At 44.1% G+C, this 13,324-nt stretch carries 15 protein-coding genes; 4 read left to right on the forward strand and 11 right to left on the reverse strand.

Annotated features, from left to right (window positions below):
* Positions 1 to 365: 365 nt before the first annotated feature.
* From HCZ42_RS19355 to HCZ42_RS19385, 7 genes are all read right to left on the reverse strand, one after another.
* Positions 366 to 770: a VOC family protein gene (locus HCZ42_RS19355; protein ID WP_167422389.1), complete on the reverse strand. Its 405-nt coding sequence runs from the start codon at positions 768 to 770 to the stop codon at positions 366 to 368.
* A 64-nt stretch (positions 771 to 834) separates the two neighbouring features.
* Positions 835 to 1,836: a LacI family DNA-binding transcriptional regulator gene (locus HCZ42_RS19360; protein WP_167422354.1), complete on the reverse strand. Its 1,002-nt coding sequence runs from the start codon at positions 1,834 to 1,836 to the stop codon at positions 835 to 837.
* 100 nt (positions 1,837 to 1,936) lie between these two features.
* On the reverse strand, positions 1,937 to 2,677 hold the full coding sequence (chbG, locus tag HCZ42_RS19365) for a chitin disaccharide deacetylase (protein ID WP_167422355.1): 741 nt from the start codon (positions 2,675 to 2,677) through the stop codon (positions 1,937 to 1,939).
* Positions 2,678 to 2,691: 14 nt separating this feature from the next.
* On the reverse strand, positions 2,692 to 4,014 hold the full coding sequence (locus HCZ42_RS19370; protein WP_167422356.1) for a 6-phospho-beta-glucosidase: 1,323 nt from the start codon (positions 4,012 to 4,014) through the stop codon (positions 2,692 to 2,694).
* Positions 4,015 to 4,023: 9 nt separating this feature from the next.
* Entirely contained in the window at positions 4,024 to 4,332 is a 309-nt protein-coding gene (locus tag HCZ42_RS19375; RefSeq protein WP_167422357.1) for a PTS lactose/cellobiose transporter subunit IIA, read from the reverse strand.
* Positions 4,333 to 4,383: 51 nt separating this feature from the next.
* Positions 4,384 to 5,718, reverse strand: coding sequence for a PTS sugar transporter subunit IIC (locus HCZ42_RS19380; protein ID WP_167422358.1), 1,335 nt, complete (start codon positions 5,716 to 5,718; stop codon positions 4,384 to 4,386).
* Between the two features lie 87 nt (positions 5,719 to 5,805).
* Complete coding sequence (locus HCZ42_RS19385; protein ID WP_167422359.1) at positions 5,806 to 6,111, reverse strand: PTS sugar transporter subunit IIB; 306 nt, start codon at positions 6,109 to 6,111, stop codon at positions 5,806 to 5,808.
* A gap of 872 nt (positions 6,112 to 6,983) precedes the next feature.
* Between HCZ42_RS19385 and HCZ42_RS19390 the strand changes: the two genes are divergently transcribed.
* The 4 genes from HCZ42_RS19390 (at position 6,984) to HCZ42_RS19405 (ending at position 9,229) form a co-directional block, all read left to right on the forward strand.
* A complete protein-coding gene (locus HCZ42_RS19390) occupies positions 6,984 to 7,562 on the forward strand; it encodes a hypothetical protein (protein ID WP_167422360.1) in 579 nt (192 codons plus the stop codon).
* 20 nt (positions 7,563 to 7,582) lie between these two features.
* Positions 7,583 to 7,909, forward strand: a complete 327-nt coding sequence (locus HCZ42_RS19395; RefSeq protein ID WP_167422361.1) for a carbon storage regulator — start codon at positions 7,583 to 7,585, stop codon at positions 7,907 to 7,909.
* A 2-nt stretch (positions 7,910 to 7,911) separates the two neighbouring features.
* Positions 7,912 to 8,589, forward strand: coding sequence for a C39 family peptidase (locus HCZ42_RS19400; protein WP_167422362.1), 678 nt, complete (start codon positions 7,912 to 7,914; stop codon positions 8,587 to 8,589).
* A gap of 178 nt (positions 8,590 to 8,767) precedes the next feature.
* Positions 8,768 to 9,229 (forward strand): hypothetical protein, encoded by a 462-nt coding sequence (locus tag HCZ42_RS19405; protein ID WP_175579573.1) that lies wholly within the window; start codon positions 8,768 to 8,770, stop codon positions 9,227 to 9,229.
* Positions 9,230 to 9,245: 16 nt separating this feature from the next.
* Here HCZ42_RS19405 and HCZ42_RS19410 read toward each other — a convergent pair whose 3' ends face one another.
* The 4 genes from HCZ42_RS19410 to HCZ42_RS19425 form a co-directional block, all read right to left on the reverse strand.
* Positions 9,246 to 10,238, reverse strand: a complete 993-nt coding sequence (locus HCZ42_RS19410; protein ID WP_167422363.1) for a transporter — start codon at positions 10,236 to 10,238, stop codon at positions 9,246 to 9,248.
* 195 nt (positions 10,239 to 10,433) lie between these two features.
* Entirely contained in the window at positions 10,434 to 11,072 is a 639-nt protein-coding gene (locus tag HCZ42_RS19415) for a helix-turn-helix transcriptional regulator (protein WP_167422364.1), read from the reverse strand.
* 287 nt (positions 11,073 to 11,359) lie between these two features.
* Complete coding sequence (locus HCZ42_RS19420) at positions 11,360 to 12,025, reverse strand: SDR family NAD(P)-dependent oxidoreductase (RefSeq protein ID WP_167422365.1); 666 nt, start codon at positions 12,023 to 12,025, stop codon at positions 11,360 to 11,362.
* A gap of 208 nt (positions 12,026 to 12,233) precedes the next feature.
* Positions 12,234 to 13,220 (reverse strand): cytochrome-c peroxidase, encoded by a 987-nt coding sequence (locus tag HCZ42_RS19425; protein WP_167422366.1) that lies wholly within the window; start codon positions 13,218 to 13,220, stop codon positions 12,234 to 12,236.
* Positions 13,221 to 13,324: the final 104 nt, after the last annotated feature.

The raw sequence follows: 13,324 nt of genomic DNA on the forward strand, positions 1-13,324 counted from the left end.
AAGAAGTTTTCACCTCTCTAACACCGCTGAAGCCTTGTGCTGTCTGCCGTGTCAGTGGATGCGCATTATAGGGAGTTCTTTCGGCTTAGCAAGCGAATTTCGCGTTTTTTTTCATTAAAAAAGCCTGAATGAACACGTTTCATCCAGGCCGAGTTTTACACTCACGATACCCTCATCTTACTCCAAGCTTATTCACAAAATCCTGTGGATAAGTAGCACCAACACTACAATAAAGCCTCTATCTGTTTTATGAGGCTCGTGAAAAGCGCGTTTTAGCAGATTCATTTCCTTTCTATATAGAGAGAAACATAGCCAAACGTCATCGTAAGTGAATTGAGATGTTTTTTAGTCGTTAGCTCTGAGCGCTAGGCGATATTACAGTGCAACATCCAACGTACGCCGAACTTATCTTCTACTTTACCGAAACGTGCGCCCCAAAAGGTATCAGCTAATGGCATCATGATTCGTCCGTCCAGTGATAACTTATCAAACAACTTAGCCTGCTCGTCTAAACTATCCAATACTAAGGATAATGCAACGTTGTTGCCTTTCAGCTCTTTCGCTACCACACCATCGGATAACATCAGCTTCATACCGAATGCTTCAAACTCAGCGTGCATTACCCAATTTGGGTCTGCACCTTCTATAACTTGAGGAGCGTCTTTAAAGTGTTGCTTCGTTACCACAACACCTCCGAAGCAAACAGAATAGAAATCTAAAGCCTCTTCACAACGACCAGCAAAGAACAAATATGGGGTTAAGTTGTACATCATTTATCTCCTTCATCTATCTAAAAGATAGACAACTTTTTGATAAGTGGAGGAAAAATGATAGTTAGCTGTCAAATTCTTTAAGTGAATCACGTTCAATCAGTCGCGGCGCAAATTGCATTTCAACTTGACACTGTTTGCCCACAATCATATTGGTCAGTAGTAATGCGGCTGCTCTTGCCATTTCACTGATAGGGAAATGAACCGATGTGACGGTTGGATATAAATCTTCACATCTCTCGATACTGTCAAAGCTAACGATCGACAACTGCTCAGGCACGCGAATGCCAACTTCGTGAAGGTATTGCATCGCCCCTACGGTCATCTCTTCACTACAGGAAAAGATAGCGCTTAGCTTTTGGTTAGACGTTAACAACTGTTTCGCTGCCTGATAACCACTTTGTCGACCGTAATCTCCTTCGGCGCACCACTCTGTTTTGACTTCTATCTTCGCCGCTGCCATGGCATCAAGATAACCTTGTTTACGTCGAAGGCTGTTCTCTCTAGAAGACGGACCAGAAATACAAGCTATATTGGTGTGTCCTTTACTCAATAGATGCTCGACAGCTATGCGGCTGGCTTGAGCATGGTCAAAGGTAATGCAGCGATCTTCGAGGCCTTCAACGTCGCGGTCGAGTAAAACAAATGGCGTGGGTGACTGAGCGAGGACTTGCAGCTCTTGATCCGACAAGTAACGACTATGGAGAACATATCCTTCGCAGCGCAAATCGTTAAACCTTTGCACCGCTTCTTTTTCTCCATCTGATGAATGATGGCCTTGAGCAGTGATCAAGAATTTACGGTGCAGGTCAAGCTCCGTTTGTACTTGATCCATCATGGTACCGAAGAAGCCACCGGTATAATAAGTCACTAGCAAGCCGACCATATTCGTTGAAGACGTCGCTAACGAACGAGCAATCGCACTTGGGCGATAGTTCAACGTTTTCATTGCTTCTTCAACTTTACGGCGAGTCTCTTCTTTGAACTTACCTTCACCATTGATAATACGAGATACCGTCGAGCGGTTAACACCCGCCAGCTCCGCAACATCTTTAATCCTTGCCATACATTCCTTTACGTATAAATAGAGGGAAGACTGCCAGAACAATTGAATTTACGTTAGGGGGAGTTCTGGCAGCCTTTAATTATCATACTCTTACGTTATGTTAATTGACATTTAAAGCGGAATAATCCGTGACTTCGATTGCGTGACGCTGCAAAAGCACCGCTAATTTATCGTCGGTTAGAATCGAAAGTTCTTTCTCGCGCTGATTGGCGTAGCTACTACCATCAAGCAAAGGCTGATCAACGATAGCCGGATGACACATCACTTCCACCACCTGATACTCTTGGCTGAGCTCAACAAGCTGCTTAACCAATCGCTCAAGATCCACACCTTTATCATAGAAATCATGACAGAACTTATAACGAGTAGGATGTGTCGGATGGTCAGTCATATCAACGCCGCGCAGTGGAACCGCATACTTCGCCGCAACCTCTTCGACAACGGGAAGTAAACTAGGATGCACATGTACATGATGATGGCTGTCAATGTGGCTCAATGTCAGTCCAAGGCTTAGAAAATGTTCGACCTGTGCAATGCACTCGTCGTACACCGCGCTCGCATCAAAGCTCTCTTTTTCCCAGAACTGGTTGTAGCCAAGGAAATGACCACTTTCATCGCTAAAGCCCGCATATGACATAAGCGGTTTTCCTAGTGTAAACCGCAAGTGAAGACCAACCTTTAAGCTCGGTAAGTCTTTTGCTAAGGCCACTGCGTGTTGCTCTGCAGGCATACCCACCAGCATAGTGGTTGATTTCACTACCCCTTCTAGGTTTGCTCGTACAATACCGTTGTTCACCCCTTCCGTCAGGCCAAAATCATCCGCGTTGAAAATGACTTTCATCGTTTTATCGTTCCTTACAAACTGGTGAGTTTAAATTGCGGTAAGAATTCACTGTTTTGCTGCAGAATGTCGTCTAAGATCGCCTTGGCTCGGCCAATATCCGGCACTAGCGGGTTGTTGGCTAAGGCCATCAATGCACTGTCATAACAGCCATGAACTGCAGCTTCGATAGCCAATTGTTCATATGCTTTCACCTGATGCAACAGTCCACTGATGTTGGGTGACAACTCACCAATCGCCAATGGTTTTGCCCCCCAACTTCCAATCACTGCGCTACATTCGATGACCGCATCATCTGGTAGAGAGTTAATCGCGCCGTTATTCAGCACGTTAACCACATGGATTGAATTCTTGTTGTTGTAGATTGCGTCGACCAAATTGAGTGACGCATCAGAGTAATACGCACCGCCACGCTCCTCTAGTTGAGCAGGCTTATGATCCAAGTCAGGTTGCTTATACAACTCGAACAGTTCCGCCTCAGTCTTCATTACTTGCTCGGCTCGAGTTCCTTGTTCCTGTGCACTCTGTTTCTCTTCCGCTAACATAGCATCAGTTTGGTAGAAGTATCTATGATATGGGCAAGGGATCGCGTTTAACGCTTTCAAAAAGCTTGGGTCCCAAGGTTCTTCCCAGATATTCTTCATGCTGAAATTGGCGCCGTCGCCAACTTTGGTCAATACCTGCTGAGTGATGTCTTCACCCGCTAACCAGGCTCGATGTACCCACACCAAGTGGTTTAAGCCAGCGAACTCTAACTGCAACTCATCTGGCTCACACGCCATCATTTCAGCAATCATCATTTGCATAGAGACCGGAACGTTACACAAACCGATACTCTTCACTTTGGTGTATTTATTGACGGCTTCCGTCACAAGTCCAGCAGGATTAGTAAAATTCAACATCCAAGCGTTCGGCGACAATTCTTCTATATCGCGGCAAATATCTAGAATAACCGGAATCGTACGGAGTGCTTTAGCAAAACCGCCCGGCCCTGTGGTTTCTTGACCGACCACATCGTATTTCAGAGGGATACGCTCATCGTTCGCCCGGGCACTCAACCCTCCTACACGAAATTGGGTCATCACAAAATCGGCGTCTTTAATCGCCGCTCGGCGGTCAAAATCAGCAATAATTTCTATCTCTGCGCCTGCTTTCTTCACCATTCTTTCAGATAAATCGCGGATGATTTCTAGCTTTTCAGCCCCTGCTTCGATATCCACAAAATGGATAGTTTTGACTGGCAATGTATCCAGACGCTTCAACACGCCTTCTACCAATTCTGGCGTATAACTACTCCCACCACCAATGATGGCTAACTTAATCGACTCTTTAGACATGTCGCCTCCTTACTGAGATATCTGCTTATGTAGCGCCACCATCTCGGTCGCCAGCTCTTGTGCTAGAATCGTTGTCATCAAGTGGTCTTGGGCATGCACCATAACCAACGTCATTGGCACATTGCCTTCACCTTGATCTTCTTCAATCAACTGAGTTTGGATTAAGTGCGCTTTATTCAGACACTCTTTTGCTGAGGCCAGTCTTTGTTCCGCGGCTGAGAAGTCTTTTTCTCTCGATAAACGCAGAGCTTCATAACATAGGCTGCGCGCTTCACCTGCATTGCAGATGATTTCCATAACGACCAATTCTTGTTCCATCTCTTTACCCTTATAAATAGAGGGCCGCAGAGTCGCAGCCCTAGTGTTGACTTACGCAGTGACACCTTGCCCCGCAACGGTGCTCGGTTGTTCAGCTTGTTTCTCGGCGGGTACTTCATCCGCGAGTAGCTGCTTTTCAAACATCTTGAAGAATGGCAGGTAGATAAATAGGTCAAGGATCAGCAACCCACCGACCAATAAGACAGGGGCAAATGTCCAACCACTACCCCAAGACGCACCGACCAAAGCTGGTGTTGTCCAAGGTGTGGTTGCGACACCCATGCCGACAAAGCCCAAATACACAGCAAAGTAAGCGATGGTGGCATTGATAACCGGAGCAAAAACGAACGGAATAAATAGAATTGGGTTCATTACGATTGGGCTACCAAAAATCACGGGTTCGTTGATTTGGAAGAACCCTGGCACCGCACTCATACGACCGATACTTTTAAGGTGTGCTGAGCGGCTAAACGACATCAGGATCACAAGCGCCAGTGTTGCACCAGAACCACCGATAAAGATGTAGAAATCCCAGAACGGTTGTGTAAATACGTTCGGAATCGGGTCGCCCGCTACAAAGGCTTCAATATTGGCACCGATGTTAGTTAAGAAGATTGGCGATAGCAGACCAACAACAATCGCTGCACCGTGGATACCCGCAAACCAAAGTAGCTGACAGAGCAACAACGCACCGATAATCGCAGGCAGTGAGTTAGACGCACTGATCAGCGGTTTAAACATCGCCATTACGGCATCTGGGATCAGCATGTCGTACTGACTTTGGACGAACAGGCTCAATGGATACAGAGTGATAAAGATCGCCAGTACTGGAAGTAAAACTTCAAACGAACGAGCGATCGCTGGCGGTACTTGTTCCGGCATTCTGATCGTGATGTTATGCTTTTTCATAAAGCGGTAAAGCTCTACCGAGAAAAACGCACACATAACCGCGGTGAAGATACCTGTTCCGCCCATATGGGACATCGACAATACACCATCTTTTGCTGGCGCCGCGACAAGCAAGAATGACATCAATGACAACACCGCACTGGTAATCCCGTCCATTTTGTAGGCTTTGGCCAAGCTATAAGCGACACCAAGTGAGACAAAAATCGTCATGATCCCCATCGACATGTTAAACGGCATCATGATGGTATCGAAGTTACTGGTAGCAAAATCGACCCAGACACGACCAAATATATTTTGGGTATCTTCAGAAAAAGGAGGAAAAGCAAAGATTAAAATAAAGCTACCGACAATAATAAACGGCATAGCCACAATAAATCCGTCTCTCATAGCTCGAACATGTGGTTGATTACCAACTTTAGCTGCTAGCGGCGCTATATGCTTTTCGACGATTCCGATAATTGAATCATAAAGCTTCATAGATTCCATCCTTAAATTTTGGACAAAAGAGTCCTTACGCCAAAATATATTGGCGTGTGTTAAACGGTTTAAATTAATGAAATTTAATTAGTTAATTAAATCGAGTGCTTGCTGAAGGACTTCATCCCCTTTCATCATTCCGTATGCTTGAGGAGAAATAGCCGCAATACTCTTACCGTGCTCCTGAGCAGTCTTGCTCAACTCTTCAAGCTGAAAGCGCACTTGCGGGCCAAGCAAGCACACATCGTATTCTTTGATCGCCTCATCAAACGCATTGACCGACAATGCATCAATTTTGCATTCAATCCCTTTAATTTCAGCAACTTGCTCCATCTTCTTAACTAACATACTGGTCGACATACCAGCACTACAGCATAAAAGTATCTTCTTCATAACCTTACTCCACTGTTCAATATTCAATCTAAGCAAACTGTAGCAAGTTTAAGCACAACAAAAAAGCGCAACCGGTTGCGTTGTGCGTGAACAAAATCTCATTTTATGAAGAAAAATAAGTGGGTATTGTGCGAAAAATGACTGAAATCAAATAAGGCACTTCCTCTAAATCGACTATTTAATTGTTAAAACAATAGATAAAGAGTGACCTAACCATTTCGGGTTAGCTACGAACCAATAATTGCATTTACTAATAATTAGTATGTAAAAGAGGTATTCAATTTAATTATCTAACTCTTATAGAGTTAATTTTATAAACTGCCACATACCGTAACAAGCCGTTCCAATTGTTGATAATTAAAAGAGAATCCACCCATTTTCGTCCTAACAATCATAATTAGTAAGCAAAGATAAGACCGAAACGGAAATTTTAATCTTACACATTAGAAGCATCCGATTTTAAGTCGTAGATCGTTGAAGATTATATTCCCGATCGTTCACTTAAGATCAGCGGAAATAGCGCCTAAGTTTGTGTTTCCTTGTAGCATATTGAATACGCATAAAGCCGCGTATGAAATCCTTGCTCAGATGTATACTACTCCTTGCTACTAAATCTCTTGTTACGTTCATACTTAGCTCATACCAGAAGAAAATCAACAAATTAAGCAATTGATTTACAAGGAATTAATAATAACCCCAAAAGAGAATCCTTATCCGTTCAACCTCTCAAGTTAGACCGTCTTATTTACGAGACATTGCTATTTCACCGAGTACCTATACTCACTTTGCCTGAAGAAAAAAGCACTACTCAAGGCACAAATAAATACCTATTTAATACATGGATATACATAGAGATACACGGAGATAAGATCATGCAACTTAAAAAAACTTCAATTGCACTAATCGTCTGCTCATTATTTGTTTCTGGTGGCGTACTTGCTAATGGGGGCCATGGCGGCGGCCCTTCTCTAGATGTTGCTGACAGCTTCAACACGGATGACAGCTTCAACAAAACCTATTCAAACTCAAACAATGGTGATGATGGCAATACTCTAACATCAACATCAAACAGCGCAGATGACAGCTTCAACCACACTTACACCAAGTCTGACAACGGTGATGACGGTAACAGCTACTCTAACGATCAAGATTGGTCAAACGATCAAGATTGGGATTTGGACTACACCCAAACAGATATTGATACTGATATTTCCGTAGATCTAGATATGGATACTATGGTGGCAACTAGCGCACTTCAAGGTACATTATCAGGAGTTTCTGTTTCATACGATTCTACAAATGCTGTTGTAGCCTGCTGTAGTACTGTGAGAGTAAAAAACAGCAACTCACTAAACGGCTTTGATAGTGCGTCTGGTATTACGTCGGTTGCACAAAACGTTGGCGGTAATGCTCTGACTCAACAAAGTGTCGCAATTAACGCACAAAACTAAACCATTAGAGGGAGAAAGCAATGCGTATTGCACTAATCACTTTAGGTGCGATGGCTGCGCTATCCGCTAATGCCGATGATATTGTAACTGCAGATCTGGAACTGTCCGAAGCAATTCTGGACAGTTCCAGAGGCGGCGAATATCACATCGACATTGAGAATGTAACAGCATCCTCAGACATTAATGGGGTGATCAGTAATAGTTCAGCGAATAATGCAGTGACCGGCAACAACTACCTTTCATCAGGTGCGTTTGCTGATACAGCGGGGGTCAACAGCGTTATTCAGAACACTGGTAATAACGTGCTGATACAGAACTCTACGGTTGTTAACCTGACACTTAAGTGAATATGAAAATATTACGTAACTCTATTTGGGCAGTGCTGATGTTATCAGCATCTGCTCATTCTTTAGAATTTTACCCAGCTCGAGGTCAATTTTCGGTGCCGGTTAAAAGTCTGAAAGAGATCCAGTTTGGAGATGTCTATCGTCAGAAATATGACTTTAGTTGTGGCTCCGCGGCGCTGGCTTCGTTATTGACCTACCACTACGAAACCCCCTCCAACGAGCAAGATATCTTCGAGAAGATGTTTGAGAAAGGCGACAAAGCCTTGATCGAGCAACGTGGATTCTCGTTACTTGATATGAAGAACTACTTGGCGTCTATCGGTTATCGGGCGGATGGATTTCAAATCGGGTTAGAGAAGATGCAAAAGATTGGCGTTCCAGGCATTACCTTAGTGAACTTTGATGGCTATATGCACTTCGTAGTAATCAAAGGAATCAATTCCGATTCGGTCATTATTGGTGATCCATCACGTGGCACCATTACGTTGAGTTATGAACGTTTTAAGCATCATTATGAAGGCGTGACTTTATTGATAAGAAACCGTGCCGACGTTGGCAAGGAGCACTTTATCACGAGTGACGAATTCGCTTTATACACACCATCCCCAATAGAAGTTGGTGTAAGAAGGGAATCTTTAGGGGTGTTCAGTACCACGCTGCCTGAACCTGGCGAGTATTGATTTCACCTAGAGGAGATCAGCTATGGGATATATGACAACAGTTGGTGGACTACTGGTAGTGTTCGCAGCAGCTCCAGTTTCAGCCAGCTCATACACGGAGGAGAGCAATATAGATGCGTTTAGTAATCTAGCTCCCTTACAAACCGAAGCCCTCTCATCATATCGAGGCGGTTTCAGAATGAGTAGTGATTTTACTATTGATATAGGATTAAGTATCACAACCTCGTTTAATGGGACCAATATCTTTAATAACCACATCGCCAATTTCACCATCAAAAATGGCAATTTGGATAAAGTGTTTGGTTTTAATCCATCAGGGGTAACCAACGTTATTCAAGTCGGTGAAGGTAACGTCATTGACCAGGTGAGTAGCGACAATGCAGCGGCCGGAGACAGTAACAGTGTCGCAACAGAGAGTGTACCAAGTGTCGATGGTGTGAATGTGGAAACCAGTGTGCCTGATTTTACGCAGTCAATGCTCGTCTCCAATTCGATTACTAACATCATTCAAAACACTATGGATAATAGTACGATTGGTTTGAGTACAGTGGTCAGTATTGACGCTCAAGTCAGCAATATTATTCAGCAAATAAAAGTGAATCAGAAGCTCGAAGACTCCATCCTTTCAAGCTTCTACTAATCTTCACACGCTCACCCTACAAGCTAAACGGCATTCTAAATGTAAGTTGAAAATCAGGACTATCTTCTGTTAGTCCTGCTTGTGCGCTGACGCTAAATGAATTGTTTGGGCTGTACATATAGCTTGCACCAAAGTTAATCGTATCTAACTGGAGGACTTTTGAGCTCTCAGTCGTACTACCATTGACTTTACTTTTCAGGATAGTTTTGTGGTTTAAACCAAAAGACAGCGATAAGTCAGGGTTAAGTGCAAAACCAATCCCCGCACCAAGAGAAATGGTATCTCCTAGGTCGATATCGACACTCGTGCCGTCCACATTGACGTCATCTTCAATGTTATAGATGTAACTGACATTGGCGAACAACACCGCCGGGTCGGTTGGGTACAGCATTGAAATACCCGGCTCGACACTCCAAAAGCCTGAGCCTGTCGGTACATCTTTGAACGCACCGGTATTTGGGTCAGTGTCGACTTCATAAGGAGAGTCACCAGTAGTGGACTTCACCGTCAAACTCCCCACCCAATATGGTGTGGTTTCAAAATTAAACTGATGTCGAATAGCAAACTCAATATCGCCTAAACCGCCGCCGTCGATACTATTGTCGTCGGTTTCTGCTTCCGCACCGTCCTGAATTGGCCTAGAGCTAATATCATCATCTCGATAAACATAAGGCACTCGAAGTTCAATCTCAGTATCGTCTCTGATCCCGTACCTCGCTGACAAACTGGTGGTTAACGTGGTCCTATCTGAATCTGAAACTTCAATTCGACCCACCAGCAAAGCCGGCAAAATGGTATAGCCGACAACAGAAACTTTGTTGGAAGAGTTTTGTGTGTAACTAAATGAAGCATCAAAAGTCAGTTGCCCTTTTGGTGTTAACACCCCGGATCGGACGATCACATCATTCACGGTTTGAGCGCGTCTTGCTTCGGACTCTTCTTCTGCAAGCGCATTGGCAGACACGCACAGAGTGACGAGTGAGCATAAGGTTGTGGTTTTCCTTAACATAGATAGCCTCTTACAGTTGGTAGTATCAAGGCGATAGGGACGCATCATTTCCTTACGAACTAAATCATTAAAACTACATCAACGACTTATAGGACACCCAAACGCTTGTGGTACGATCGAACCAATACAATCACCTAGAATATTTAAAACACTTAGCCGCTACTTCTTTGCAGTACAGCTAACCAATAAACCGAACTAGCCAAGATCATTGAAACCGCTTTTTGTTAGCGTTATAGCCTCTTTACGGCAATGAACATCGAGCTTTTTATACAGTTTGTATATATGAGTTTTGATAGTGCATTCAGCGAGAAATAACTGATCTGCAATTTCTTTGTTTGAACACCCTTGCGCCAACAGATCGAGAATCTGCCGCTCCCGACTGGTCAGCAGGTTGTAGCGAACACTCTTATAAACGCCTAACTCTCGATAGCAGTGAAGCATCTTTTCCATAAAGCTTCGCGGCAGCCACAACCCACCGTTCAAAATATGTTTGACGCTGTCAGTGAGATGTTCAACGGACGCGTTTTGAAGCAACAAACCTTTTAAAGAACGGCTACTCATCACCGTTTCATTAAAGCCGTCACTAGGAACATTGTGTAATAGGATGCTTAACCCAAGTACGTCAAAATTGGGCAGAGCGTTTGCACTGGTTAAATCTTCAAGATACTGGTAGTCGACAATCACCAAGTCGACCACTAGATCCCAACAGAGCTTTGTAAGTTCATCAGGATTACAGACATGGATGGTCAAATCCTCTATAGAAGCCAACTGCTGCTGCACTAAGCTACTGTTTAAACTTTGCTCTGCTAGGATAATGAGAGTGCGGCTATTCATTATTATCCTCGATGCAAAATCATCAGTATTTGGCTTAAGTGTATGCTATGCAGAGCGACGTAAATCCTTATCTACAGAATTCATACTTTAGTATCAGCGATGAGATAGAGCTCTTCCAAGATGTGAGATAACGTTGCACAAGGCGCTGCGTTTGTCTCAATCTTTGCTACGACCTAGGATGGACTTGAAGTTAAAAAGAAAATCATAAGAAAGCGGTAAAAATGGTAAGCGATAGGCCTCAGAAAATTGTCCCTGAGACCTATAAAAATGAAGGGGCGTAAATAGCGTTACAGTCGATTAACTGTGATATCCGAAATGTAGCCATTTCCGATACTCGTCAGTGCGTTATGAATCATAGCAGCAGCGTCTTCGGCACTCATAAACCCGCTGGTATCAAGTGACTTGCCACTACTAGGCCAAAATTCAGTGTCCATACCGCCAGGATAGACCGCAACGATTTTCATCGGATGACCTTTTAACTCCAAGCGAACAGATTCAATCAACCCTTTGACAGCCCATTTGACCGCACAATAGGTTGATTCTTGTGCCTTGGGTTGCTGAGCTGCGGTCGACATGATCATGACAAGATTAACGGGGTGATCTTTGTATCGCTTGACCGCTTCCTGCACGACGTTAATCGCGGAACTTAAGTTATTTTGGATTAGCTTGGTGACTTCTTGCGGGTCCTGATCTTCCAATAAACCAAAATATCCACTGCCAGCACAATGGACGATAACCTCTGGCACACCTTCTAACCCATCAAATAAACGAGCGACGGCGCCATGGGAAGTTAAGTCACACGTCAGATGACCTGCACAGTGCGCTAAACTTCCAACAACCGCGGAGAGCTTCTCATCGCTTCGTCCGGTAAGGTAAGTCGATTTGTCTTGTGCATCATAACGTTTCGCCAACTGTGCCCCCAAACCGCTACTCGCGCCAGTAATCATTATCATCTTGTTGTACCTCTTGTTTTTGTAGTTTATGGCTAGAAATGGTATGACATTTCACCCAACTCTTTGCTTCCACAATAAGGCGGCTATGGTACGCGAATTATCAAAAGCAAGTCTTAGCGCCGTACCACAACACCACAATAAAATAGGCAGTAGCGAACAATTATCACTACTGCCTAGACTAGACCAATAAACCAGTATCTACCGATGATTAAATATTAGGACGCGTCGTCTCATTGGTTGACGGCGGCAAGTTTGGCAATACAACGCGAGGCTGTTCACCGGTCAAAGAGCGTAAAAACTCTGTGATTTTCACCGACTCATCTTTAGACAGTTTCTGACCTAGCTGTAAATCAGCCATCATCTCTACCGCTTCCTGCAAATCCCAAACCGAACCATCGTGGAAATACGGATAGGTCAGCTCGATATTACGCAGCGTTGGTACCTTAAACACAAACTTATCGAACTCGTTACCCGTAATCGCCTTGCGACCTACGTCTGGGTTGTCGGTCGCAAACGGCTTCACTAGCCCCATTTTCTGATAAGATTGCCCACCAGCCAACGGACCACTGTGACACGCAGTACAACCTTTGGCTTTGAACAATTCGTAGCCTTCGACCTGAACCGCAGTTAACGCACTGTCATCCCCTTTCAACCATAGGTCAAATGGCGCGTTTGGCGTTCGCAATGTTAGCTCAAATATCGCGATGGCATCGGTAACATTGTCGATGGTAATGGTGTCACTGCCATATGCTTGCTTAAACCAATCACGATATTGTGGAATTGATTGAAGCGTATCAACCGCAAGTTCATGACTGAACGCCATTTCCAACGGATTTTCAATCGGACCTGCAGCCTGTTCTTGTAAGTCTTTTGCTCGACCATTCCAGAACTGGACAAAGTTCAAATCAGAGTTAAACACCGTCGGTGAGTTGATCGGACCTATCGACCATTTGTGGCCAATCGAACTTGGCAGGTTATCCACCCCACCTTTCGCTAGGTTGTGACAAGAGTTACACGAAATGGTATTGGACGCCGACAAACGCGGTTCAAACCATAAGGTTTTGCCAAGTTCGACTTTTACTTCATCCAAACCAACCACAGGTTCGATCACCTGAATTGGCTCACCATTTTGTCTTTCAGCGTGGGCGACAAATGAAAGGGCTGACAAAATGCTCACTGCTATTAGAGTTTTCATAACAATTTCCTTTGTTAGTAGGATCGAATCCTCACTACTTGGTGTACTTCTTGGTTGGTACACTCTGCAGGCAACGCTATAACAGTCGTTTTTATCGATAAAAC

Source organism: Vibrio hepatarius, from assembly GCF_011806575.1.
Lineage (GTDB): Bacteria > Pseudomonadota > Gammaproteobacteria > Enterobacterales > Vibrionaceae > Vibrio > Vibrio hepatarius_A.

Bases quoted from the DNA above. Each gene is read 5' to 3' on its own strand.
- HCZ42_RS19375 (WP_167422357.1), bottom strand. From the start codon at position 4,332: ATGGAACAAGAATTGGTCGTTATGGAAATCATCTGCAATGCAGGTGAA.
- HCZ42_RS19380 (WP_167422358.1), bottom strand. From the start codon at position 5,718: ATGAAGCTTTATGATTCAATTATCGGAATCGTCGAAAAGCATATAGCG.
- HCZ42_RS19385 (WP_167422359.1), bottom strand. From the start codon at position 6,111: ATGAAGAAGATACTTTTATGCTGTAGTGCTGGTATGTCGACCAGTATG.
- HCZ42_RS19370 (WP_167422356.1), bottom strand. From the start codon at position 4,014: ATGTCTAAAGAGTCGATTAAGTTAGCCATCATTGGTGGTGGGAGTAGT.
- HCZ42_RS19400 (WP_167422362.1), top strand. From the start codon at position 7,912: ATGAAAATATTACGTAACTCTATTTGGGCAGTGCTGATGTTATCAGCA.
- chbG (WP_167422355.1), bottom strand. From the start codon at position 2,677: ATGAAAGTCATTTTCAACGCGGATGATTTTGGCCTGACGGAAGGGGTG.
- HCZ42_RS19360 (WP_167422354.1), bottom strand. From the start codon at position 1,836: ATGGCAAGGATTAAAGATGTTGCGGAGCTGGCGGGTGTTAACCGCTCG.
- HCZ42_RS19355 (WP_167422389.1), bottom strand. From the start codon at position 770: ATGTACAACTTAACCCCATATTTGTTCTTTGCTGGTCGTTGTGAAGAG.
- HCZ42_RS19410 (WP_167422363.1), bottom strand. From the start codon at position 10,238: ATGTTAAGGAAAACCACAACCTTATGCTCACTCGTCACTCTGTGCGTG.
- HCZ42_RS19415 (WP_167422364.1), bottom strand. From the start codon at position 11,072: ATGAATAGCCGCACTCTCATTATCCTAGCAGAGCAAAGTTTAAACAGT.
- HCZ42_RS19420 (WP_167422365.1), bottom strand. From the start codon at position 12,025: ATGATAATGATTACTGGCGCGAGTAGCGGTTTGGGGGCACAGTTGGCG.
- HCZ42_RS19425 (WP_167422366.1), bottom strand. From the start codon at position 13,220: ATGAAAACTCTAATAGCAGTGAGCATTTTGTCAGCCCTTTCATTTGTC.
- HCZ42_RS19405 (WP_175579573.1), top strand. From the start codon at position 8,768: ATGAGTAGTGATTTTACTATTGATATAGGATTAAGTATCACAACCTCG.
- HCZ42_RS19395 (WP_167422361.1), top strand. From the start codon at position 7,583: ATGCGTATTGCACTAATCACTTTAGGTGCGATGGCTGCGCTATCCGCT.
- HCZ42_RS19390 (WP_167422360.1), top strand. From the start codon at position 6,984: ATGCAACTTAAAAAAACTTCAATTGCACTAATCGTCTGCTCATTATTT.